Origin of the sequence: Streptomyces sp. NPDC048172, from assembly GCF_043202595.1 — a bacterium.
Classification (GTDB): domain Bacteria; phylum Actinomycetota; class Actinomycetes; order Streptomycetales; family Streptomycetaceae; genus Streptomyces.
Map to the genome: position 1 here is coordinate 284,430 of NZ_JBIDAT010000001.1, position 24,092 is coordinate 308,521.

Here is a 24,092-nt window from a genome sequence, read left to right on the forward strand (position 1 = left end):
GCCCGGTGGCGCCCGGAGCCGGTGCGCTCACAGCCGGTGCGCCGCACCCGTCGGGCTCGCTCCCCTCGTGTCGAGGAGGAGCTGCGCCTTGGCGGCCAGGCCCTGGAGGTCGTACGTGCGGTGGTTCTGGAGCAGCAGGGTGAGGTCGGCGGCCGCCGCCGCTTCGTAGAGCGAGTCGGCGCGCGGCACCGGCTGCCCCGCCACGCGCCACTCGGAGACGTACGGGTCGTGATAGCTGAGCTGCGCGCCCAGCTCCTTGAGCCGTGTCGCCACCTCGCGCGCCGGTGCGCCCTCCTGATGCGCGAGATCGGGTTTGTACGTGACGCCCAGCAGAAGCACGCGCGCGCCGCGCGCCGACTTGCCGTGCTCGTTGAGCAGGGCGGCGGCGCGCTGTGCGACGTAGCGGGGCATGCGCCCGTTGACCTCCTGCGCGAGTTCGACCATCCGCAGCGGGTATCCGAGTGAACGGCTGCGGTACGAGAGGTAGTTGGGGTCGATCGGGACCCCCGGTCCGCCGACGCCCGGCCCGGGGCGGAACGAGTGGAAGCCGAAGGGCTTGGACTCGGCGCAGCGGATGACGTCCCACAGGTCGATGTCCAGGTCGTGGCAGAAGACGGCCATCTCGTTCATGAGCGCGATGTTGATCTGGCGGTAGTTGGTCTCCAGCAGCTTGCTGGTCTCCGCCTCGCGCGGCCCCCTGGCGCGGACGACCTTGTCGGTGAGCCGTCCGTAGAAGGCCGCCGCCGCCTCGGTGCAGGCGGGGGTCAGCCCGCCGATGACCTTCGGGATCGTGGCGTAGCCGTGGCTGCGGTTGCCGGGGTCGATGCGCGAGGGCGCGTAGGCGAGGTGGAAGTCGCGGCCCGCGCGCAGCCCGGAGCCCGCCTCCAGCAGCGGGCGCACCAGGTCCTCCGTGCTGCCGGGGTAGACGTCCGACTCGATGAGGACCGTCGTGCGCGGGCGCAGATGCGCGGCCAGGGTCTGCGCGGCCGTACGGACGGGCGTGAGGTCCAGTGCCCGGTCGGGCCCGAGGGCCGTGGGGGCGCAGATCACGGCCGTACGGACGCGTCCGAGGACGGCGGGGTCGTCGGTGGCGCGGAAGCCGCGGGAGAGCATGCGGCGGATCTCGGCGGCCGTCAGCGCGGTGTCGCCCGGTGGGCGGCCCGCGGCGAGGTCGGCGAGGGTGATCGTGTCGGGGTCGTACCCGATGGTGCCGATCCCGGCCGACGTGGCGGCCTGGGCCAGCGGAAGACCCGAACGGGCGAGTCCGAGGACGGCGAGATCTACGGGCATGACGGCGGACATCCCTTCCCCTGCTGTCCCGGGTCGCTCCCGGGAGCCGCGGTGAGTGGCGGACAGCTCGAATTCAGGTTAAGGGCCTATATGACAGATATGCCGGATTATGGGCGTGGCGATGCCGACGACCGGCCAAACTCGTGGGAATGGGGGACCATCGGGAGGGGGAAACGGGGGGCGGTGTCACGCAACCGACACGAGCACCACGGGAGGCAGCAGTGAGGACAGCGACACTGGGACCTGACCAGCGTGCCGAGGCGCTGGCGAAGATGGCCGAGAGCGAGCTCGACATCCTGGTCGTCGGCGGCGGCGTGGTGGGCGCGGGGACGGCGCTGGACGCCGCGACGCGCGGGCTGGCCACGGGCATCGTCGAGGCGCGGGACTGGGCGTCGGGCACGTCGAGCCGGTCCAGCAAGCTGATCCACGGCGGGCTGCGCTATCTGGAGATGCTCGACTTCGCGCTCGTCCGCGAGGCGCTCAAGGAGCGCGGGCTGCTGCTGGAGCGGATCGCCCCGCATCTGGTGAAGCCGGTCCCGTTCCTCTACCCGCTCCAGCACAAGGGATGGGAACGGCTGTACGCGGGCACGGGTGTCGCGATGTACGACGCCATGTCGTTCTCGTCCGGACACGGCCGGGGTCTGCCCGCGCACCGTCACCTCACCCGCCGTCACGCCCTGCGCGTCGCCCCGGCGTTGCGGAAGGACGCTCTGGTCGGCGCCCTCCAGTACTACGACGCGCAGATGGACGACGCGCGCTATGTCGCCACGCTGGTGCGCACCGCCGCCGAGTACGGGGCGCTCGCCGCGAACCGCGCGCGGGTCGTCGGCTTCCTGCGGGAGGGCGAGCGGGTCGTCGGCGTGAAGGTGCAGGACCTGGAGCAGGGCGGCGAGTTCGAGGTCCGCGCCCGCCAGGTGGTCAACGCGACGGGCGTGTGGACGGACGACACCCAGGGGCTGATCGCCGAGCGCGGCCAGTTCCATGTGCGCGCCTCCAAGGGCATCCATCTGGTCGTCCCCAAGGACCGCATCAACTCCTCGACGGGGCTCATCCTGCGCACCGAGAAGAGCGTGCTGTTCGTCATTCCGTGGGGACGGCACTGGATCATCGGGACGACGGACACCGACTGGGACCTGGACAAGGCGCACCCGGCGGCGTCCAGCGCGGACATCGACTATCTGCTCGACCATGTGAACTCGGTGCTCGCGGTGCCGCTCACGCGCGACGACGTCGAGGGTGTCTACGCGGGCCTGCGTCCGCTGTTGGCGGGCGAGTCGGACGCGACGAGCAAGCTGTCGCGCGAGCACACCGTCGCGCATCCGGTGCCGGGGCTGGTCGTCATCGCGGGCGGCAAGTACACGACGTACCGGGTGATGGCCAAGGACGCGGTGGACGAGGCCGTGCACGGGCTGGACCACAGGGTCGCCGACTGCGTCACCGAGGAGGTCAGTCTGTCCGGCGCGGAGGGCTACCACGCGCTGTGGAACGGCCGCGCCAGGATCGCGCAGAAGACGGGCATCCATGTGGTGCGCATTGAGCACCTGCTCAACCGCTACGGATCGATGATCGACGAGGTGCTGGAGCTGATCGCGGGCGACTCCAAGCTCGGCGAGCCGCTCCCCGCCGCCGACGACTATCTGAAGGCCGAGGTCGTCTACGCCTGTACGCACGAGGGCGCACGCCATCTGGACGACGTGCTGACACGGCGTACCCGCATCTCCATCGAGACCTTCGACAGGGGCACGTTGAGCGCGCGGGAGTGCGCCGAACTGATGGCGCCGGTGCTCGGTTGGGACCTGGACCAGATCGACCGGGAGGTCGCGCACTACGAGAAGCGGGTCGAGGCGGAGCGCGAGTCGCAGCTGCAGCCCGACGACCAGACGGCGGACGCGGCGCGTCTCGGAGCGCCCGACATCGTCCCGCTCTGAGCGCTACGGTCGGGTCGTTCCGGCCCCTTCGGTACCCCGTTGGACTGGTCGTCCCGTAAGTCCCGTTGGCCGTGTGAAGCCCCGTGAGAAGTGGTAGTGCCGTGGTGTAACTGTGCCGCCCCCGTACACGTCTTGTCAGGAGGATGGTTCACAATGAAGGCTCTGCCGGGGGCGGTCTCTCACGCAGAGGGGACACAAGGGGATTCATGAGCGAGGACACGGGACGGCTGGTAGGCGGTCGCTATCGGCTCGGGGATGTCCTCGGGCGGGGCGGTATGGGCACCGTCTGGCGCGGTCAGGACGAAATCCTGGGCCGCACGGTCGCGGTGAAGGAGCTTCGCTTCCCGTCGAGCGTCGACGAGGACGAGAAGCAGCGGCTCATCACCCGCACCCTGCGTGAGGCGAAGGCGATCGCCCGGATCCGCAGCGGCAGTGCCGTCACCGTCTTCGACGTGGTGAACGAGGACAGCCGCCCCTGGATCGTCATGGAGCTGATCGAGGGGCGTTCGCTCGCCGATCAGATCAAGGACGTCGGTCCGCTCTCCGCCCAGCGCGCCGCCGAGGTCGGCCTCGCGATCCTCGACGTGCTGCGCGCCGCGCACCGCGAGGGCATCCTCCACCGCGACGTGAAGCCCTCCAACGTGCTGCTGGAGGACAACACAGGGCGGGTCATCCTCACCGACTTCGGCATCGCCAAGGTCGAGGGCGACCCCTCCGTGACGTCCACGGGCATGCTCGTCGGCGCCCCCTCGTACATCTCGCCCGAGCGCGCCCGCGGCAAGCCGCCGGGGCCGCCCGCCGACCTGTGGTCGCTGGGAGGGCTGCTCTTCGCGGCCGTGGAGGGCCGCCCGCCGTACGACAAGGGTTCGGCCATCTCCACGCTGACCGCGGTCATGACGGAGCCGGTGCCCGCCTCGGAGCGGGCCGGCGAGCTGAGCGAGTGCATCTCCGGACTGCTCGTGAAGGACCCCGAGAAGCGGCTCGACGTCGACGGGGCGCGGGTGCTGCTGGAGCCGGTGGCCTACGGGTTCAAGAACTCGGGCAAGGACTCCGGCGCCGACAGCGGCGGTTCCGACGCCACGCGCACCTCGGTGCTGCCGTCGCAGGGCCCCGGCACACCGTCCGGAACCTCCGGTACGTCCGGCTCACCCGGATCGTCCGGCGGCGAGGGCGGCGGCGGACGGCGCAAGAGGCGCGCGGAGAGCGGCAGTTCCGCCGACCGGCTGCGCGGCGCGCTGAAGTCCGTGCGGAACGCGGCGAGTTCGGGTGTGGCGGGCGCGACCGGCGCCTCCTCGTCCGGCGCGTCCACCGGCACCGGGGGCGCGCACGCCGCCGGCGGCGCCGGTGCGGGCACTCGTAAGCCCAAGGACGGCGAGGGCGCGCGGGGCCGCGGGACGAGCGGCGGCACGCAGCGGAAGGGCTCCGGGACAGGGGCAGGGGCAGGGGCAGGGGCCGCGGGGGCGGCCGCCTCGTCCACGTCCGGCGCGCGGCACTCCCTCACGAAGCCTTCTGAGTCCCCTGGGGCCTCCGGGTCCTCCGGGGCCTCTGCTCCTTCGAAGCCGTCGACGTCGCCCACCGTGCCCCCGGCGCACAAGGGCTCGCCTGCGGCGTCCTCCTCCGGTGAACTGCCCGCCGAGGGCGAGGGCGGCGCCCGTACGAGCGGCACGGGCACGGGTACGGGTACAGGCGCGGGTACCGGCCCCGGCGGCGGTTCGGGGAGCCGGGCGCTGCCGCCCGAGAGCGGCGGCAGCGGCGCGATCACCTCGCTGCGCGACCTGCGGGAGCTGCCCGAGCTGCGGCAGGGCATCTCGCGCCGGATGCTCGGCCTCATCGCCGCGGCCGTCGTCATAGCGGTGATCGTGGTCGTCGCCGTGGTCGCCACCGCCTCCGGCGGCGAGGGCGACGGGGGCGACGAGGCCAAGAACGGCGGCTCGTCGAGCGGCAGCGCGGGCGGCGACGCCAAGGGTGAGAAGGGCGGAAAGCCCGCCGAGGGCGAGAAGGGCGGGGGCGGCTCCGACGGCAAGGACGAGAAGTCCGAGCCGAGCGAGAAGCCCGGCAAGGGCGACGACAAGGGCGAGAAGGACGGCAAGGACGGCAAGGGCGCCCTGCCCGCGGGCTACAAGACCGTGTCCGACGGCCGGTTCCACTTCAGCATGGCGATGCCCAAGGGCTTCAAGCTCACCGGCGTCGCGGGCAAGAACTCCGGCGGCAAGTACTCCGGCGGCGGCCTCCCGAAGATCCAGGTGGACTTCAACGACAGCCCGCTCGCCGACGCCGCGGGCGCCTGGCGCGGCCTGGAGCCCGCCGTGAAGGGCTCCAGCCCCGGATACCGCCCCCTGGGCATCAAGAAGACCGAATGGCGCGGCTATCCGACCGTCGCCGACTGGCAGTTCACCCGCCAGGAGGACGGTCAGAAGGTGCACGTGCTCAACCGCGGCTTCAAGGTCGACGGCAAGCGCGGCTACGCCATCATGATCACTTGCAAGGCCGACGGGTGGCAGGACAAGAAGTGCGCCACGCTCCGCAAGACCGCCTTCAAGACCTTCAAGCCGACCGGCTGAGGACGGTTCCGGACCGTCGCATCGGGGGAAGGGCGGGGAGGAAGGTCCCGGCGGCTCGTTCGTGCAAGTGACCGGACAGAGTGGGCCGTACGGGCACGCAGGTCTGTTCTGGCACGTATCGTGAAAGGCCGCAGTCCGTCATCAGCCGCAATGATGCGGAGTGGGAGCGGAATTGACGGTCTGACGCGCTATGGGGAGGCGTCGTGGAGGACTTCGCGGGATACGCGGGGCGGTTGCTCGCCGACCGCTACCGCCTGCCGCGTCCGCCCTCCGAGGAGTACGAGTTCGCGGAGTCGCTCGCCTGGGACACCGCGAGCGGGCAGGAAGTCCTCGTCCGGCAGGTGCCGTTGCCCGAGGTCATCGAGGCCGAGGTCGTCGAGGAAAGCTACGGGCCTGGACGGGACGGCGGCCCCGGCGGTGGCGCCGGGCGGCTGCGCGGCTCGGTCGGCCGCGCCACCCGCAGGCCCGCCGACCCGGTGGTGCGCCGCGCGGTCGAGGCGGCCGTCGCCGCCTCCCGCATCCCCGACCACCCACGGCTCGACCAGGTTTTCGACGTCTTCGTCGAGGGCGACGGCCTGTGGATCGTGAGCGAGCTGGTCCCCGCGCGCCCGCTCGCCGCCTTACTGGCCGAACGGCCGCTGGGGGCGCATCGCGCGGCGGAGATAGCCGCCGACCTGCTCGCGGCCCTGCGGGTCGTCCACGCGCACGGTTGGGCCCACCGCAACATCACCGCCCGCACCGTCCTGATCTGCGAGGACGGGCGGGCGCTGCTCACGGGGCTCGCGGTCGGCGCGGCCGAGGAGGCCCTGTGCGGCTACGACCCGCTGCCGGAGCCCGGCCGCGTGCCCGCGCCGCCCATGGGCGACATACCGGACGGGACGCCAGGACCGGGTGCCGGAGGGCCGGGGGAGAGGGGCGCGGAGCCGGTGGCTCCGCAGACCCCCGCGGCCCCGGTGGCCCCCGCGGCTCCGGAGACGGCGCCCGGCGAGCGGGGGGACGGCGGCCCCGGACGTGAGCCGGTGGCGAGCCCGTACCACGACACCATCCCGTACCCGGGCGGGCGCGGGCCCGCGACCTGGACGGGACAGCCGCTGCCCGAGGGGTTCGACGCCCGGCCGGGCGGCCCGCCCGGCCCGCCCGGCCAGGACGGCGCGCGCGACAGGGGCATCTTCGGCTTCGACGGCGTGCAGCCGGACGAGGACGACGGATACGGCCCCGGAGGCCAGGACATACCCCGCCAGGGCGGACCGGGCGGACCGGGCGGACCGGGCCGACCGGGTCAGCAGGGGTCGCCCGGCCAGCCCGGAGTGCGCGGCGACGGCGGGCAGGCGCCTGTCGCGCACGGCTACGGGACGGCGGGCGCACCCGGACTGCGCGGGGTGCCGGACGGCGGCGAGGCGTCCGCGCGGGCCGCGCGCAGGGGTGCCATCGCCGCGTACCGCGCGGGCACGCAGCGCGCCGCGGCCGAGACACGGGACGGCGGAGACGAGCGCGCGTCCTCCGGCACGCGGCAGGGCGGGGGCGCCGCGCAGCGCCCCGCCGCCGACTGGTGGTCCACCGCGCCCGCGGGCCCCGGCCACGGCGCGCGCCCCGACGCGGACGGACGCGGTACGGACGGACGCGGTGCGGAGGGACACGGCACGGGTGGCGCGCTCGACGACGACGTGCGCTGGCTCTCCTCGGGCGAGGACGAGGTCCGGCCCGACACCATGGGCGGCCCGGGCGTGCAGGAGGTGGAGCGGGACGAGATCTACGGCCCGCGCGCGGCGGGGCCGTACGCCCCGCGCCCGGACGAGAGCACGGGCCCGACCGCGCTCCCCGGCGCGCGCCAGGGCGGTAGCCGCAGCGTGCGCGCCACCTGGCGCACCGAGACGCCGGGCGGCGGCGAGGACACCGGTGATTCCGGGCTGGGAATCTTCCGGAACGGGCAGGACGACCCGGGCGCCGGACACGGGGACGCCGGATACGGGAGCGGCCCGTACGGGAACGGCCCGTACGAGAACAGCGCGTACGCGGGCGACGGCACGAGCGACGAGTACGGCTCGTACGACGAGTACGGCGGCTACGAAGGCGACCCCGACGGGACCGGCGGCGGGGAGCGCTGGGGCGGCGAGGAGGCGACGGAGGGGCGTTACCGGGGCCCTGCCACCGCGCTCGCGGCGGAACGGGCGCGGCACACGCGGATGACCGTCGTCGGCCCCGTGACCGAGCGCTGGGCCCCCGAGCAGGCCGGGCCCGTCTACGAGAACTGGCGGCTGGCCCCGCCCGTGGGCCCCGCCGCCGACCTGTGGGCCCTGGGCGCGCTGCTCTTCCGCGCCGTGCAGGGGCACGCTCCGTATCCCGAGGACAGCGCGGCCGAGCTGGTGCAGATGGTGTGCGCCGAGCCGCCCGCGTTCGCGGAGGACTGCGGGCCGCTGCGTCCTGTCGTCGAGTCGCTGATGCGCCAGGACCCCACCGAGCGGCCGGACTTCGAGGAGCTGCGGGGCTGGCTCCGTTCGCTGGTCCGCTCGGCGCCCGAGCCCGAGGTGGGGCAGCGGACGGTGACGGCGCCGCCGTCGCTGGAGGCCCCCGCGCCCGCCGACCCGCGCCGCCTGCCGATCGTGCGGCGCAGGGGCGAACTGGTGCGCAGACGCAAGGCGGAGAAGCGTCCCGTGGTCGCCGAGGGCCGTCAGCGGCACAAGCGCGGCCGCGAGAAGCCGCCGCGCGGCCCGCGCAGTCCGCGCCGCCTGGGACGGCTGATCGTCGGCCTGGTGCTGCTCGGCATGGCGGCGGCGGTGGTGTACGCCATGTGGTTCATGCCCAAGAACAACGAGAGCAGCGGTGCGCAGAAGGGCTCCGTCGTCGTGCCCGAGGAGCCGGAGGAGAAGCCCCAGGGCGGCGAGGACGGCGCGGCCGACGGCGAGAAGGACGGCAAGGGCGACGGCTCCGGCAAGGGCGGCCAGGAGAAGGACAAGGACGGCGACAAGGGCAAGGGCGGCGACAAGGAGCAGGACAAGGGCAAGGGCGGCGACCGCCCGCCGTCCAGCACCGGCTCGGCCAAGGCGCCCAAGGGGTACAAGACCAGCAACGACCCGGCGGGCTTCCGGATCGCCGTGCCGAAGGAGTGGGACAGGCGGTCCACCAACGGCAAGGGTCAGGTGCTCTACAACGGCGGCGACGTCACGATGATCATCGTCAGCGGGCGCGACTCGGCCAACAAGTACGGCAAGAACCCGAGCACCTACCAGAACGACGACGAGCCCGAACTGTCCGCCTACCGTGCCTCCGACTGGACCAGCACGACGGGGCTGCGCCGTATCGACGTGGGGGACACCCCGATGGCCGAGGGCACGTTCAAATGGAAGGACGGCGGCGGGCGCGAACTGTACGCCCGTAACCGCGCGGTGCTGCTCGACGGCCGGTACCACGTGCTGCTCGTCCAGGGCTCCCAGAGCAAGAAGGCGGAGATCGACCGTCACTTCGAGGCCGTCGCGGACACCTACCGGGTGACCTGATCTCTCCCGCGTCCTCCGCCGTGGGGCGCTGCGGCATGATGTGCACATGGCGGCACACGGGGAGAGCGCGCTGATCGCCGGGCGGTACCGGATCGGGGAGCGGCTCGGGCGCGGCGGGATGGGCACGGTGTGGCGTGCCACGGACGAGCTGCTGGGACGGCAGGTCGCTGTCAAGGAACTCCACCTGGACGAGGGACTGTCCGAGGACGAGCGGCGTGTGCTGCGTGAGCGCACCCTGCGGGAGGCCCGCGCCGTCGCGCAGCTCGGGCACCCCAACATCCTCGTCCTGCACGACGTGGTCGAGCAGGACGGCCGCCCCTGGATAGTGATGGAGCTGATCGACGGCAGGTCGCTCGCCGAACGCGTCGCGGCGGACGGCACGCTGGAACCGCGCGAGGCCGCCCGCGTCGGACTGGCGCTCCTGGGCGCCCTGCGCGCCGCCCACGGGCGCGGCGTGCAGCACCGCGACATCAAGCCCGCCAACGTGCTGCTGGAGGCGGAGAGCGGCCGTACGGTCCTCACGGACTTCGGCATCGCGAGCGTCTCCGGACTGACGACCATCAGCGAGACGGGCAGCCTCTTCGGCTCGCCCGAGTACATGGCCCCCGAGCGGATGTCGGGCGAGCGGGCGGGCCCCGAGGCGGACCTGTGGTCGCTCGGGGTGCTGCTGTGCGCGGCCGTCGAGGGCGAGACGCCGTTCCACCGGGAGTCGCTGACGAGCGTGGTCCACGCGGTCGCGCTGGAGGACATCCGCCTCCCGGCGAGCGCCGGCCCGCTGCTGCCGGTCGTACGGGGCCTGCTGACGCGCGACGTGGCAGCGCGTACGGGCGTGGACGAGGCCGAACGCCTGCTGCGCGCGGTCGCGGACGGGGAGCCCGCTCCCGTTCCCGCGCCCCCGCCCCCGTCGGCGCCCGTCGTGGCCGTTCCCTCCGAGTCGCCCACGGACGAGGTACCGGCGGCGCGGCGCGGGAAGCGCACTCCGCTGCTCGTCACCGCCGTTCTGGTCGCCGCGCTCGCCGGGGGCGGCGTGGCGGCGGGCGTGGTGCTCAGCTCGCGCGACGGAACCGACCGTACGGACACGTCGGCGTCCGCCCCGGGAGCCGCGTCAGGGTCCCGTACGGACGGCGAAAAGGCCAAGGAGCACGAGCCGTCCCAGCGGAACGAGCCCTCCAGGAAGCCGACGTCGAAGCCGGATCCGGATCCGGAGCCGACGTCGAAGCCGAAGCTCCCTTCCGCCCCCGACGGTTACCGTACGGTCGACGATCCGCTGGGCTTCCGGATGGCGGTGCCCAAGGGGTTCACCCGCTCCCTCGAACCGCCCCGGGTCTTCTACTACTCGCCCGGAAAACGCTTCCGTATCGGCATCCACATCCAGGACCAGCACGCGGGCGGCTCGCTCGGGGCGATGCGCTCCTCGCACAAGGAGGGGCCCGATCGCTACCCGGGATACCACGACGCCGAGGTACATCCGCGCGAGCACAACGGATTTCCGGGTGCGCGCTGGGAGTTCAGCTGGAACGGTGAGAAGAGCGACGGAGGGCCACGGCACACGTTCGACCAGAGCTGGGACGAGAACGGGAAAATGTACGACGTTTGGGTCTCTTCGCCCTTGCCCGAAGTGTCGCGCGGCGAGCGGTATTTCGACACGGCGCTGAAGAGCTTCGTGAGAACCCGGCCGCGTTGACGTCACAGGTGCGTGAACGTGCTGGAAACAGGCCAGCTCCAGAGGGTAAGGGTGGGGCATGACGAACGAGGGGGACGGGTTGGACGAGCCGACGAGCTATGGGCTGAGGCCACCCGGGGCACCGGCACCCGGCGCCGCGCAGGAGGGCGCGAGCGACATGAACGGCATGCACGGCGGAGTCCCGCAGCAGCCAGGTGCCGCGTACGAGCCGACGCGCGCGGTCACGCAGCACGCGGGCGGCGGAGAAGTGCCGGGCACGGGGCGCCTGATCGGCGGCCGGTACCGCCTGAACGCCCGCCTGGGCCACGGCGGCATGGGCACGGTCTGGCGGGCCCATGACGAGGTGGTCGACCGGGACGTGGCGGTCAAGGAGCCGCGCGTGCCGGACCATCTGACCGAGGCCGAGCGCCAGACCATGTACCAGCGGATGCGCCGTGAGGCGCGTACGGCCGCGCGTATCGACCACCCCTCCGTCGTCACCATCCACGACGTGGTCGTGGAGAACGACCAGCCCTGGATCGTGATGGAGCTGGTCCAGGGGCGTTCGCTCGGGGACGCCCTGCACGAGGGGACGCTCGACGCGCGCGAGGCAGCCCGTATCGGCACGGCCGTGGCGGGCGCGCTCGACGCCGCGCACGCCTCCGGGGTGCTGCACCGCGACGTGAAGCCCGACAACGTGCTGCTGGGCCGGTACGAGCGCGTCGTGCTGACCGACTTCGGCATCGCCACGGTCGAGGGCGAGCAGCGGCTGACGGAGACGGGCGCGTTCGTGGGCTCGCCGGAGTACACGGCGCCCGAGCGGGTGCTGGGTCAGCGCCCCGGGCCCGAGTCGGACCTGTGGTCGCTGGGCGTGGTGCTGTACACGGCGACGGAGGGCGTGTCCCCGTTCCGCCGCTCCAACACGCCCGCGACGCTTCAGGCGGTGCTCTCCGCCGAAGTACCGCAGCCCGCGCAGGCGAAGCGGGCCTCCGGGGCGCTGAGTTTCCTGATCACGCGGCTGCTCAACAAGGAGCCGGGGCCGCGTCCCGACGCGCAGGAGATCCGGCAGATCCTGGCCGACGTGGCGCGCCCGCAGCCGAAGCCGGTACCGGTCCCGGATCCGGTCGGCGGCTCCGCCCTCCGCCGCGCCCTGCGCGGATACGGCCGCAACGTCCGCACCAGCCGCAAATGGCAATTCGGTACGGGCGGCGTCGTGGTCGCCGTCGGAGCGGCCCTGACGCTGTTCTTCGTCCTCACTGCGGACAACCTGCCGGACGGCTGGAAGGTGCACAAGGAGGACAAGTACGTCGACGCTTCCGTCGCGACACCGGGCGACTACAGGCGGACCGTGAACAAGAACGAGGTTGTCTACCGCGACCGTTCCGGGGTCTACGAGATCGGGCTCTACCGCGCCACCAAGGGCGTGAAGGCGAACACTCTGGCCGAGGCGAACAGCTGGCGCTCCTCTTATGAGGCGAAGCTGCCCTCGTACCAGATCGACGAGGGCGACCTGGTCGACGGCAAGGCGGACGTCAACGAGATCGAGCACCAGGGCAAGAAGGCCGCCGAGATCGTCACGACCTACCGGAAGGCGAACGAGAACGGCGATCCAGCGGGCCCGCTGATGCGCAGGCACGAGCTGATCTACGTCAATCCGGACGACCAGCGCTGGCGCCTCGTCGTCGACATGCCGCGCAGGGGCGACGAAGGGCACAAGGGCGAGGAGATCTACCAGGAGGCGGCCAAGTCCCTGAAGATCAACAAGCTGTAGGCCGGGGAGGGCGGTGGGAATCTGCCAGCGTTCACTGGCAGATTCCGTGAAAAGGGGTTACCGCCGGGTATACGACCGGCGCGCCGCGTCGTAGTCTCGCTGGCATGACGGACTCGCAGGACAGCAGCACGCCCCCGGCACCGGCGACCGGCGACGCCCCGGCCGACGGTTCCGGCAACCCTGTCGCCGCCGCCCCCTCGGGCGCGCGCACGGCCGCCGAGGTGGTCACCCCGGCGCTCGTCGCCGAGCTGACCCGGGGCCTCCGGGGCAGCGGCACCACGGCCTGCCACACGCCCCTCACGGGCGAGAAGCTCGCCGACCTCCCGGAGTCCTCGCCGGAGGACGTCGCCGCCGCCTTCGACAGAGCCCGCGAGGCCCAGCGCGCCTGGGCGGCCCTGCCCGTCCGGCGGCGGGCCGCCGTCCTGCTGCGCTTCCACGACCTGGTCCTGAGCCGTCAGGCGGAGGTCCTGGACCTCATCCAGCTCGAAACGGGCAAGGCGCGGCTGCACGCGCACGAGGAGATCCAGTCCGTCGCGGTCGCCGCCCGGCACTACGGCCGCAAGGCCGCCTCGTACCTGCGCCCCAAGCGGCACACGGGCGCCATCCCGACGCTCACCAAGGTGACCGAGCTGCGCCACCCGCGCGGGGTCGTCGGCCAGATCTCTCCCTGGAACTACCCCTTCGAGCTGTCCGTCGGAGACGCCCTGCCCGCCTTCGCCGCGGGCAACGCGGTCGTGATGAAGCCGGACACGGAGACCGCCCTCACGGCCCTGTGGGCCCGCAGGCTGTTCATCGAGGCAGGGCTCCCCGAGGACGTCTGGCAGATCGTGATCGGCGAGGGCCCCGTGGTGGGCCCCGAGGTCGCGGACCGGGGCGACTACGTCTCGTTCACCGGCTCCACCCGCACGGGCCGCGAGGTCGCCCAGCGCGCCGCGGCGCGTCTGGTGGGCTGTTCACTCGAACTGGGCGGCAAGAACGCGCTGCTCGTCCTGGAGGACGCGGATCTCGACAAGGCGGCGGCGGGCGCCGTTCGGGGCGCGTTCTCCTCGGCCGGACAGCTGTGCATCTCCATCGAGCGGCTGTACGTCCACGAGTCCGTGGCCGACGCCTTCCTGGAGCGCTTCGTCGCCCGTACGCGCGCGATGCGCCTGGGCAACGCGCTCGCGTACGGCGCGGACATGGGCTCCCTCGTCTCGGACCGCCAGCTGGACACGGTCACCCGGCACGTCGAGGAAGCCGTCGCCAAGGGAGCCACCGTTCTCACGGGCGGCAGGCCGCGCCCGGACATCGGCCCGCTCTTCTACGAGCCCACCGTGCTGGACGGCGTCGAGTCACCCATGGCGGTCTGCGACGAGGAGACCTTCGGCCCCGTCGTCTCGGTCTACCGCTTCTCCGACGAGGAGGAGGCCGTCGAGCTGGCCAACGCCACGCCGTACGGGCTCAACGCGAGCGTCTGGAGCACCGACGGCCGCCGTGCCCGCGCCCTGGCCGCGCGGATCCGCACGGGCACCGTGAACGTCAACGAGGGCTACGCGTCCGCCTACGGCAGCGCCCAGGCCCCCATGGGCGGCATGGGCGACTCGGGGCTGGGCCGCAGGCACGGCTCCGAGGGCATCCTCAAGTACACCGAGCCGCAGACCGTCGCGCACCAGCGCGTGCTGCCGATGGCGCCGTCCCTGGGCATGGACGACGCCTCCTACGCGGCCTTCATGTCGCGCTCCCTCAAGGCCCTGAAGGCGTTCCGTTTCCGCTGAGGTCCAACGGGCCCGCTGAGGTCCACGGGGCCCGCAGAGGGCCCGTAAGGCCCGTAGAAGTCCCGCTTCCCGACTGGAGGATCAGTGCAGGCGTACGACTACGACGTGATCGTGGTGGGTTCGGGCTTCGGCGGCGCGGTCTCGGCGCTGCGGCTGACGGAGAAGGGCTACACGGTCGGCGTCCTGGAGGCGGGGCGCCGCTTCGGCCGCGACGAGCTGCCCAAGAGCTCCTGGGACGTGAAGAACTTCCTGTGGGCCCCCTCCCTGGGCCTCTACGGCATCCAGCGCATCCACCTGCTGGCGAATGTCATGATCCTGGCGGGCGCGGGGGTCGGGGGCGGTTCGCTGAACTACGCGAACACGCTGTACGTGCCGCCCCGCGCGTTCTTCACCGACCGCCAGTGGGGCCACATCACGGACTGGCAGTCCGAACTCGCCCCGTTCTACGACCAGGCCCGCCGCATGCTCGGCGTCCGCCTCAACCCGACCATGACGCCTTCGGACACCCATCTGAAGGCGGCGGCCGACAAGATGGGCTACGGGGACTCCTTCCACCTGGCACCGGTCGGTGTCTTCTTCGGCGACGGCAAGGACGCGGACGGCGAGCCCACCGCCCGTCCGGGCGAGACGGTCTCCGACCCGTACTTCGGCGGGGCCGGCCCCGAGCGGACGGCCTGCGTGGAGTGCGGCGAGTGCATGACCGGCTGCCGCAGGGGCGCGAAGAACACCCTCAACGAGAACTACCTCTACCTGGCCGAGCAGGCCGGGGCCGAGGTCCACCCGATGACGACCGTCCTGGGCGTACGCGAACGGGACGAGGAGCTGTACGAGGTCGCCACCGTGCCGACCGACAAGCGCCGAGCCCGGCCGCGCGTGCTCCGTGCCCGTCATGTGGTCCTCGCCGCCGGTACGTACGGGACGCAGACCCTGCTGCACCGGATGCGCGACAGGGGCGACCTGCCGCGCCTGTCCGAGCGGCTGGGCGAGCTGACCCGTACCAACTCCGAGGCCCTGGTGGGCGCCCAGACGGTGCCGCGCCGCTACCGCAAGGTGCACGGCAAGGACGCCGAGCTCGACTTCACCAAGGGCGTCGCCATCACCTCCTCGGTGCACCCGAACGCCAACACCCATATCGAGCCGGTCCGTTACGGCAAGGGCTCGAACTCGATGAGCGCCCTGACCACCCTCCAGGTGCCGCCCAGCCCCCGGCTGCCGGGCGCGCTGGCGTACCTGGCGACCGTCGCGCGCCATCCCACGCAATTCCTGCGCTCCCTCTCCGCGCGCAAATGGTCCGAGCGCGTCATCATCGGCCTGGTCATGCAGACCCTCGACAACTCCCTGACGACCTTCCGCAAGGACAAGGGACTGGGCAAGGGACTGCTCAGCGCCCGACAGGGGCACGGGGCGCCCAACCCGGTGCACATCCCCGAGGGCGCGGAGGCCGCGCGGGTCATCGCCGACGAGATCGGCGGCTTCGCGGGGACCAATGTGGGCGAGCTGATGGGCACCCCGCTGACCGCGCACTTCTTGGGAGGCTGCCCGATAGGCGAGGACCCGGAGAGCGGCGTCATCGACCCCTACCACCGCCTGCACGGCCACCCGGGCATCAGCGTGGTCGACGGCTCGGCCGTCTCCGCCAACCTGGGCGTCAACCCGTCGCTCACCATCACGGCACAGGCCGAGCGCGCCATGTCCCTGTGGCCCAACAGCGGTGAACCGGACGCCCGTCCCGCACAGGGCGAGCCGTACGTACGGCTGAAGCCCGTGGTGCCCCACCGTCCCGCCGTCCCGGACACCGCGTTCGGCGCGCTGCGGCTGACCGTGGTGGACCCGGACGAGCGCGGGGAGGACGGGCAGCGCGGCGGGTAGCGACGCGGCGAAGGGCCCCGGGGTGCCGGCCGGGTGGGTGGCGGCATCCGGGGCCCTTGGCGGTCAGCACAGGCGTCAGGGCAGCGCCCGTGCTGAGGGAGCGGCGCCGGGGGGTAGCGCCGCTGGAATGGTTCGACCAATGGCAGAGGGACTGCCCTGGTCCACCAAATGGCTGGAGTTGTCGGGGAATTGCTGCTCTCTGCATCGTGGTGGATGCGCCTCATGCTGCGCAACCGTTTCGACGGAGTCGGTAGTACGGTCGCACCGCTCGGCTGAAAGTCGACCCCGGTAGACCTCGGTAGACCTCGGTAGACCTCGGCAGACACAAGAGGTCCGCGGAGCGGCCGGTCCAGGGCGTCCCCCGGGACCGGCCGCTGTCGTGACCGGGCTGCTGTCCCCTGCTGTCCGGTCACAGCACCGGAGCGAGGTCCCACGACGCCGCCGTCTCCGCCTCACGGGGAAGCACGGGCGTCTCATCGCTCCGGTGACGCCGCCCCCTCGCCGCCGGGCCCGGCTGGCTTCAGGGACACCCCTTCCAACGAACCCCCCGCGGGGCGGTCACGCGCCGTACGGGTGAGGCGGCGGGGCTCAACGTTGCCCCCGGCACAGCCCCAGCAGCGTCATCGCCAGCTCGGTGCCGGGACGCCCCAGCTCGGCGCGGTAGCGGTCCAGGATCTCCTTCTCGCGCGCGAGGTGCACCCGGCGGCCGCCCGACGCGATCCGCGCGTCCTGGATACGGGCCGAGACCTCGACGCGTTCTCGTACGAGCCCGAGGATGCGGGCGTCGAGCTGGTCGATACGGGCCCGCTCCCCGGAGATCACGGTCTCGGCGTCGGTGCGGGTGTCGGTCCGCACGTCGGTCCGTACGTCGGTCCGTACGTCGGTGCGGGTGTCGGTCTGGGTGTCCATCCGGCTGCTCCTGCTGTCGGGGAGCCGCGGACCGCTGACGGACCCGGAGCGGGAACGACAGACGCCCCGGGCCTTGTGCGGCCCGGGGCGCCTGGGAAGTCGCGTGTCAGTGGTTCACACGGAACGACCATGGCAGCCGGACGGGCCGGTGCCATAGGTAAACCAGAAGGTCGTCTGCGTGAACATGCGGGCCAGTATGCCCCGGGCCCGTCCCACCGCCAAGTCCGGGCTTCCCGTGCGCCCCGTTATCATCGGGACCACACCCCGCTTCACCGCCGAAAGGCCGCCCGTGGCTCCCACCCCGTCCGAAACGTCCCCGGACACCGTCCTCGTCGTCGACTTCGGCGCGCAGTACGCCCAGCTCATCGCGCGCCGCGTGCGCGAGGCGCGGGTCTACAGCGAGATCGTCCCCTCGACCATGCCCGTGTCCGAGATGCTCGCCAAGGACCCCAAGGCGATCATCCTCTCCGGCGGCCCCGCGTCCGTGTATGCGGAGGGCGCGCCCTCCCTCGACCGCGCGCTCTTCGAGGCCGGCGTCCCCGTCCTGGGGATCTGCTACGGCTTCCAGCTCATGGCGCTCGCCCTGGGCGGCACGGTCGACAACACGGGCAGCCGCGAGTACGGGCGCACCGAGCTGGCCGTCGCCAAGCCGTCCTCCACGCTCTTCGAGGGCACCCCGGCCGGGCAGCAGGTGTGGATGTCCCACGGTGACGCCTGCTCGGCGGCGCCCGAGGGCTTCACGGTCACCGCGTCGACCGACCTGGTGCCGGTCGCCGCGTTCGAGAACGACGAGCGGAAGCTGTACGGCGTGCAGCACCACCCCGAGGTGATGCACTCCACGTTCGGCCAGCAGGAGCTGGAGCACTTCCTGTACCGGGGCGCCGGGCTCACCCCGTCCTGGACCACGGCGAGCATCGTGGACGAGCAGGTCGAGGCGATCCGCGAGCAGGTCGGCGGCAAGCGCGCCATCTGCGGCCTGTCCGGCGGCGTCGACTCGGCCGTGGCCGCGGCCCTCGTCCAGAAGGCCATCGGCTCCCAGCTCACCTGTGTGTACGTGGACCACGGGCTGATGCGGAAGGGCGAGACCGAGCAGGTCGAGAAGGACTTCGTCGCCGCCACGGGCGTCAAGCTCAAGGTCGTCGACGCCTCCGAGCGCTTCCTGTCCGCGCTGAGCGGCGTGAGCGACCCGGAGCAGAAGCGGAAGATCATCGGCCGGGAGTTCATCCGCGTCTTCGAGCAGGCGCAGGCCGAGATCGTCGCCGAGGCGCCCAGCGACGAGCCGGTCGCGTTCCTGGTGCAGGGCACGCTCTACCCGGACGTCGTCGAGTCCGGCGGCGGCACCGGCACGGCCAACATCAAGTCGCACCACAACGTCGGCGGCCTCCCCGAGGACATCGAGTTCCAGCTGGTCGAGCCGCTGCGCAAGCTGTTCAAGGACGAGGTCCGGATGGTCGGCCAGGAGGTCGGCCTGCCGGACGAGATCGTCCAGCGCCAGCCCTTCCCGGGCCCCGGGCTCGGCATCCGTATCGTCGGCGAGGTCACCCGCGAGCGCCTGGACCTGCTGCGCGAGGCCGACGCCATCGCGCGCGAGGAGCTGACCGCCGCCGGGCTCGACCGCGACATCTGGCAGTGCCCCGTGGTGCTCCTCGCGGACGTCCGCAGCGTCGGCGTCCAGGGCGACGCGCGTACGTACGGGCACCCGGTCGTGCTGCGCCCCGTCTCGTCCGAGGACGCGATGACGGCCGACTGGTCCCGGCTGCCGTACGACGTGCTGGCCCGTATCTCGACCCGGATCACCAACGAGGTCGCGGAGGTCAACCGCGTCACCCTCGACGTCACCAGCAAGCCCCCGGGGACCATCGAGTGGGAGTGACCCCCGGATGGTCGGAACCGCGTTCGATAGATTGCGGGAATGCCTGACGAGGGGGACACCGAGCTCGACAGAGCGCGCGAGCGCGACCGGAAGCGGCGGCGCCGCCACAGGATCCTGTGGTGGGCCGCCGCTGTCGTGGTCGTCCTGGGCGTCACCGGCTGGTCCCTGAAGCCCATGGCGACCGACTGGTGGGTCACCAGGTCCGCCTGCGACGGCGGGGTGCCCGACGGCGCGATGGACGAGCTGCGCGCCACCACAAGGGACGAGGGCGCCCATCTGAAGACGTCCGAGGAGTCCACCGTGTCCCAGCTCGGCCGCTATACGTGCGAGGTCGAGAACGAGGACGGCGAGCGCGTCATCGAGGTCGCCGCGTACACCCGCAGCGACGACGTCCACGCCCAGATGTCGTACGACTTCCAGGACAGGGGCGCGCGCGCCAGGGCGGCACTGCCCGCGGGCCTGCCGGGCTACGAGCTCAGGGACGGATTCGGCTCCGTCCTGCTGCGCGACTGCCCCGCGCTGGGCCGCGACGCCGCCGGACGCCACCGCCAGCTGTACGTGTCCGTCCTCGCCGGGAGCGAGGCACGCCCCCCGGCCGTACTGCGCGCCGCCGTCGGCGTCGCCAACAGGGCCGCGCGGAAGCTCGGCTGCGGCGGCAAGGAGCTGACCGTTCCGGAGCCGGGGACCAAGGCGGCGTCCGTAAGGCCGGAGAAGACCCGCGGGACGCCCTGTGCCGCGCTCGCCGACGGGCCGCTGCGCGGGCCGGAATGGACGGTCGACGTCCAGACGTCCCGGAACGGCCCGGTGAGCGGCTGCAGCGTGCGGCCCAGGGGGCACGACGACTACGGCCGTACGCACGAACCGGTCCTCCAGGTCACCGGCTGGTACGGGGACTGGTCGCAGCGCTTCATGTACCACGAGACCCCCCCGGGCCACGCGCGGGCGCTCACCGAGGACGGGGCGCGTCCCTGGCTGAAGGAGAGCCACGGCTGGGCGATGGCCCGCTGCGGCGGGCAGGCCGCCAACTTCGAGGCATGGGTGCGCGACGGGGACGACTCCGGGGACGACGGCGCCGACGCCTCGTCCCTCCGTCAGCTCAAGGACATGCGGGGCGAGGAACTGCGCTCCCTGCTGTCCGGGTTCGTCCGCGACCAGAGCGAACGGCGCGGCTGCGACGCGGTGCGCCTGCCCGTCAAGGTTCTGCCGGAGAAGGAACGGCGGTAGGGCGCGCGGTTCGTCCGTACCCGTCGCTCGTCAGGGATAGCGGAGCGTCAGTCCGTACCGGGTGTCCGCCTCGGTGCGCAGACGGTCCGCCGTGCCGCGGGGGATGTCCCGTTCGCGGGCCCAGGCGTCGAAGGCGGCGAAGAGCTGCACCCTGCCGTCCATGAGCCGTTCCGCCGCGCGGTTCCCCTTGCCGGCGGGCGCGTCCGGACGGCGCTGCGCGTAGGTGCCCTGCGGGGGCGGGGTGCCGCTCACGCGGTGCCCGGACGCGCGGTACAGGCCCTTGGTGTGACGCAGGACGGCGCGGTCGTAGGCGGCGAGGTCGGGGACGGCGCCGTTCTCGACCTGGTCGGTGCGGCCCCGCGCGAGGATGGCGGTGAGACGCGCGAAGTCGCCCAGTTCCAGCTCGGTCCCCGTCAGCGGGTCCTCGCGGTACTCCTTGATGCCCTTCTTCTCGCGGATCTTCCGCCGCTTCTCCGCCTCGCGCCTCTCCGCGGCGGTACGGGGCTTCTCCGCGGGCTCGTCGGCGTCGTCGCCGAGCCGTTCCAGGTAGCCCGCGAGATGGGCCCGTTCGGCGTCGTACAGGATCGCGTACGCCTGCGGGGAGAGGGTGAGCCGGTGGATCACGGCCTTCAGGTCGGGCTCCGGTGAACCGCCGACCCTGCCGAACACGGCGTGGTACTCGCCGGGCCGGGGGAAGGGCGAGGCCCAGTTGCCGCTCCCGTCCTCGTACCGCGCGTCCTCCGTGGACGCCGCCGGGTGCGCCCAGTCGCGCGGCCCTCCGAACGACAGGTCGCGCTGCACGTCGGCGATGTACGCCGCGAGTGCCCGTGCGACGTACGGGGCGAGCGCGGCCGGGAAGCGCGCCTCACCGTCCTCCGCGTTCTCGCCGAGGACCCGTACGGCGGCATGGACGATCCGCGCGGAGCGTGCCTTGTGGGGACGTGCCCGCTCGTCCTGTTCCTCGACGGTGCGGCCCGTGGCGGCGGCCACGAGGGCACGGCCCGCCACCCGCGTGCCCTTCTCGTTCTCACAGAGGGGCGCCCCTTCCGTACGGAGCAGCTTCTCCAGCGGGGCCGTACGCGTCGCCTCCTTGCCCGGGTCGAGCGCGGCGGCGGCGCGGGCGGGGTCCTGGGCGAGCGTGCGCGCGGAGCCCGGGGCGGTCCGGCACGCGGTCGCGTCCTCGCCCCAGGGGACGACCAGGGAGACCCCGGCGAGAACGAGCACGACGAGCGCGGCGGAGACGGCCAGCAGGATGCGCTGCGGGCGCTTCAGGGCGCGTATGCGGTGGCGGAGAGGCACCGTGCGAGGTTAGCGGCCCTCTGTTCGACGGGTGGCACACTGGTGCGCCGCCGTGCGTCAGGGGCGGTGGGAACGGGGAGAGACATCGGGGGACACATGCTGCGGCGGTACCGGAAATGGCTGGTGGGCACGGGCTGCGCGCTGGTCGTGCTCGCCCTCGTCGGACTGACCGTACGGGCGCCGGTGAAGGACTGGTGGCTGGCGCGCGAGGCGTGCGGAGGGAAGCTGCCGGACGGCGACCTGGACACCGTACGGACGGACGCGCGGCTGGGGGAGGAGCGGGAGTTCTTCGACCGGGATCTCGGCCAGTACCGATGCGTGCTGGAGAACGACGAGGGCAAGGTCGTCGTCGCCGTCGACGCGTACCTGCGCGAGTCCGACAGGGAGAGCGAACTGTCGCGCGTGGGCGCCGCGTACCAGCCGCGCGCCGTACTGCCGGGCGGGCTGCCCGGCTTCGAGGACGACAACAGCCGCGTCTACCTGATGCCCGACTGCCCGCGCGCGGGCAAGGACCCCTCCGGCCGGGAACGGAAGCTCCTGGTGGGCACCTGGGCGTACTTCGCCGAGAGCCGCGAGGAGAAGGCGGCGATGCTGCGGCTCGCCGTACGGATGACGAACGAGGCGCGCGAGAAGCTCGGCTGCGGCGGCCAGCCGCTGGCCGCGCCCCGGAAGGACGCCGTACCGGACACGGGCCGTTCGATGTCCCGCGCCGACGCGAAGGGCACCGTGTGCGACGCGCTCGCCACCCTGCCCCCGCCCGAGGACGGACGGAACGGCAGGGTGCGCGCCGCCATGGCCGACGGCGGCCTCGTCGGGCGCTGCACCCTGCGCGCGCCGGGCGAACGCGGCCGTCCGCTCGTCGAGCTGACGCGCTGGCGCGGCGACTGGGGCGGCCGGGTACGGGAGATGGGCTCGGGCCCCGACCCGCTGCCGATGAGCCCGCGGGGCGTGTGGCAGCCCGCGCTGAGCGAACACAGGGCATGGGCCGTGGCCCGCTGCGACGGTGAGAACACGGGCTTCGCCGCGCACTGGGGCTACGACTACCCGTACCTGGAGGAGGGCGAGAAGCCGAAGCCGCGCTCGGCGCCGGAACGGCGCGCCGACCGCGACCGGCTGCGCGCGTACGTCACCGCCTTCGCGAAGGACCAGGTGCGCCGCGGGGGCTGCACGGGACTGAAGGTGCCGCGCTAGGCGCGCATGAACCGGCAGCAGTGCTGCCTCTTTTGAGGGCCGAGGCCGAGGCCGGGGGCTGGTGGCGGGTCAGACGTCGCCGGGGGCGGTGCTCGGGGTGCGCAGGTCGAGCTGGCGCAGCCAGGAGGCGGCGAGGAAACCGCGTACCCGGTCCTGCCGTGCGGGCGGGATCTCCCGGTCGCGGCCCCACCGGTCGACAGCGGCCATGAACTGCCGTTCCGGATCCATGAACCAGCGGGCGGCGTCCCCGGGGCCGAGCCCCGTCGCCCGCGCGCCGTGCCGGGCCCAGGCGGTGGCGCGCTCCGTGGGCGCGCGGTGGGCCGCCGCGCCCTCCGGGGGCGGAGGAGCGGCCGTACGGGCGGCGGGCGAGGCCGTGTAACCGCCCCGGCTCGCCCTGAGCACCGCGCGGTCGAAGGCGGCGCCGTCGGCCACGCGTCCGGAGGCGAGGTGCGCGTCGCGGGCGCCCGCGAGGAACGCGAGCGCGGGCAGCGCCTGGTACGAGATCTCCTTGGCCCCGGCCGGGCCGGTCGCGGTGTCCAGACGGGCGGCGAGATGGGCGCGGAGCGCGTCGTAGAGCACGGCGTACGCCTCGGGGTCCGCCGCGATGTCCTCGACGACGGTGCGCAGGGCCTCGGCGTCGCCGCTGTCCTCGCTGAACCGGACCATGGCCTCACCGCTCTTCCCGTTCGCTTCGTTCGCTTCGTTCTCCTCGTCGGAGACGCCCGCGATCCCCTGGTTGACGGCTGAGGGGTAGGCGGCGAGCAGGCGGGCGGCGTACGGGGCGAAGCCGTCGCCATAACCGACCGTGCCGCGCGCGCCCAGGACGGAAACGGCAGCCCGCAGCACGCGGGCCATGGGGCGGGTGTGACGGACGGCGGGCGGGCTCTCGTCGTACGCGCTCACGCCCGTCGTGGCGGCGGTGAGGACGTCGCCCATGTCGCTGTTGCGCGAGCCGTACGTGCAGGCGACCCAGTGCTCCTCGTCGCCGAGCAGCCGTACGAGCGCGTCGTCCGGACCGGTGCCGTCCGTGCCCGGGTCGAGCACGCGGGCCGCGCGCTCGGGCTGCCGGGCGAGGTCGAGCGTCCTGGCCGGCATGTCCCAGCAGCCGCGCTCCTGGCCCTGCTGCCACCACAGGAGCGCGCCACCGGCGAGCAGGACGAGCACCAGCGCCTGTGCGATCACCGAGGCGGGCATCCGGCGGCGCCGGGAGCCCGTTGCCGCATGTGCCGTGTCGAGGTCCCCCATACGGGTGGACGCTAGCGGAGG

At 73.0% G+C, this 24,092-nt stretch carries 14 protein-coding genes; 10 read left to right on the top strand and 4 right to left on the bottom strand.

Features of this window, described 5'->3' with window-relative positions:
• Window positions 1–27: 27 nt before the first annotated feature.
• Window positions 28–1,290 (bottom strand): nucleotide sugar dehydrogenase, encoded by a 1,263-nt coding sequence (locus ACGF3A_RS01410; protein WP_393724572.1) that lies wholly within the window; start codon window positions 1,288–1,290, stop codon window positions 28–30.
• Window positions 1,291–1,511: 221 nt separating this feature from the next.
• On the opposite strand from ACGF3A_RS01410, the gene ACGF3A_RS01415 reads away from it, so the two are divergent.
• The 7 genes from ACGF3A_RS01415 (at window position 1,512) to ACGF3A_RS01445 (ending at window position 16,330) form a co-directional block, all read left to right on the top strand.
• Complete coding sequence (locus ACGF3A_RS01415) at window positions 1,512–3,218, top strand: glycerol-3-phosphate dehydrogenase/oxidase (RefSeq protein ID WP_393724574.1); 1,707 nt, start codon at window positions 1,512–1,514, stop codon at window positions 3,216–3,218.
• Window positions 3,219–3,424: 206 nt separating this feature from the next.
• Window positions 3,425–5,779: a serine/threonine-protein kinase gene (locus tag ACGF3A_RS01420; RefSeq protein WP_393724576.1), complete on the top strand. Its 2,355-nt coding sequence runs from the start codon at window positions 3,425–3,427 to the stop codon at window positions 5,777–5,779.
• Between the two features lie 203 nt (window positions 5,780–5,982).
• Window positions 5,983–9,273 carry a hypothetical protein gene (locus tag ACGF3A_RS01425; protein WP_393724578.1) on the top strand — a complete coding sequence of 1,097 codons (3,291 nt, stop codon included), beginning with the start codon at window positions 5,983–5,985 and terminating at the stop codon, window positions 9,271–9,273.
• Between the two features lie 46 nt (window positions 9,274–9,319).
• Complete coding sequence (locus tag ACGF3A_RS01430) at window positions 9,320–10,957, top strand: serine/threonine-protein kinase (protein WP_393724580.1); 1,638 nt, start codon at window positions 9,320–9,322, stop codon at window positions 10,955–10,957.
• Between the two features lie 58 nt (window positions 10,958–11,015).
• The gene (locus tag ACGF3A_RS01435) at window positions 11,016–12,707 is read left to right on the top strand and encodes a serine/threonine-protein kinase (RefSeq protein WP_393724582.1); all 1,692 of its coding nucleotides are present in this window, start codon (window positions 11,016–11,018) and stop codon (window positions 12,705–12,707) included.
• Window positions 12,708–12,811: 104 nt separating this feature from the next.
• Entirely contained in the window at window positions 12,812–14,461 is a 1,650-nt protein-coding gene (locus ACGF3A_RS01440) for a succinic semialdehyde dehydrogenase (protein ID WP_393724584.1), read from the top strand.
• Between the two features lie 84 nt (window positions 14,462–14,545).
• Window positions 14,546–16,330, top strand: a complete 1,785-nt coding sequence (locus tag ACGF3A_RS01445) for a GMC oxidoreductase (RefSeq protein WP_393724586.1) — start codon at window positions 14,546–14,548, stop codon at window positions 16,328–16,330.
• Between the two features lie 588 nt (window positions 16,331–16,918).
• Here ACGF3A_RS01445 and ACGF3A_RS01450 read toward each other — a convergent pair.
• Window positions 16,919–17,239 carry a chorismate mutase gene (locus ACGF3A_RS01450; RefSeq protein ID WP_393724588.1) on the bottom strand — a complete coding sequence of 107 codons (321 nt, stop codon included), beginning with the start codon at window positions 17,237–17,239 and terminating at the stop codon, window positions 16,919–16,921.
• 289 nt (window positions 17,240–17,528) lie between these two features.
• Between ACGF3A_RS01450 and guaA the strand changes: the two genes are divergently transcribed.
• Together guaA and ACGF3A_RS01460 are read left to right on the top strand one after the other, a co-directional pair.
• Entirely contained in the window at window positions 17,529–19,112 is a 1,584-nt protein-coding gene (gene guaA, locus ACGF3A_RS01455) for a glutamine-hydrolyzing GMP synthase (RefSeq protein WP_393724590.1), read from the top strand.
• A 39-nt stretch (window positions 19,113–19,151) separates the two neighbouring features.
• Window positions 19,152–20,336: a hypothetical protein gene (locus ACGF3A_RS01460; RefSeq protein WP_393724592.1), complete on the top strand. Its 1,185-nt coding sequence runs from the start codon at window positions 19,152–19,154 to the stop codon at window positions 20,334–20,336.
• Between the two features lie 30 nt (window positions 20,337–20,366).
• Here ACGF3A_RS01460 and ACGF3A_RS01465 read toward each other — a convergent pair whose 3' ends face one another.
• Complete coding sequence (locus ACGF3A_RS01465; protein ID WP_393724594.1) at window positions 20,367–21,635, bottom strand: hypothetical protein; 1,269 nt, start codon at window positions 21,633–21,635, stop codon at window positions 20,367–20,369.
• Between the two features lie 96 nt (window positions 21,636–21,731).
• Between ACGF3A_RS01465 and ACGF3A_RS01470 the strand changes: the two genes are divergently transcribed.
• The gene (locus ACGF3A_RS01470; RefSeq protein ID WP_393724596.1) at window positions 21,732–22,826 is read left to right on the top strand and encodes a hypothetical protein; all 1,095 of its coding nucleotides are present in this window, start codon (window positions 21,732–21,734) and stop codon (window positions 22,824–22,826) included.
• A gap of 69 nt (window positions 22,827–22,895) precedes the next feature.
• On the opposite strand, the gene ACGF3A_RS01475 is transcribed toward ACGF3A_RS01470, so the two are convergent.
• Entirely contained in the window at window positions 22,896–24,071 is a 1,176-nt protein-coding gene (locus ACGF3A_RS01475; RefSeq protein ID WP_393724598.1) for a hypothetical protein, read from the bottom strand.
• Between the last annotated feature and the right edge of the window lie 21 nt (window positions 24,072–24,092).

Excerpts from the sequence above, each read along its gene's own strand:
- ACGF3A_RS01410 (WP_393724572.1), bottom strand. The coding sequence starts at position 1,290 with ATGCCCGTAGATCTCGCCGTCCTCGGACTCGCCCGTTCGGGTCTTCCG.
- ACGF3A_RS01420 (WP_393724576.1), top strand. The coding sequence starts at position 3,425 with ATGAGCGAGGACACGGGACGGCTGGTAGGCGGTCGCTATCGGCTCGGG.
- ACGF3A_RS01430 (WP_393724580.1), top strand. The coding sequence starts at position 9,320 with ATGGCGGCACACGGGGAGAGCGCGCTGATCGCCGGGCGGTACCGGATC.
- ACGF3A_RS01435 (WP_393724582.1), top strand. The coding sequence starts at position 11,016 with ATGACGAACGAGGGGGACGGGTTGGACGAGCCGACGAGCTATGGGCTG.
- ACGF3A_RS01440 (WP_393724584.1), top strand. The coding sequence starts at position 12,812 with ATGACGGACTCGCAGGACAGCAGCACGCCCCCGGCACCGGCGACCGGC.
- ACGF3A_RS01450 (WP_393724588.1), bottom strand. The coding sequence starts at position 17,239 with ATGGACACCCAGACCGACACCCGCACCGACGTACGGACCGACGTACGG.
- ACGF3A_RS01460 (WP_393724592.1), top strand. The coding sequence starts at position 19,152 with ATGCCTGACGAGGGGGACACCGAGCTCGACAGAGCGCGCGAGCGCGAC.
- ACGF3A_RS01470 (WP_393724596.1), top strand. The coding sequence starts at position 21,732 with ATGCTGCGGCGGTACCGGAAATGGCTGGTGGGCACGGGCTGCGCGCTG.
- ACGF3A_RS01475 (WP_393724598.1), bottom strand. The coding sequence starts at position 24,071 with ATGGGGGACCTCGACACGGCACATGCGGCAACGGGCTCCCGGCGCCGC.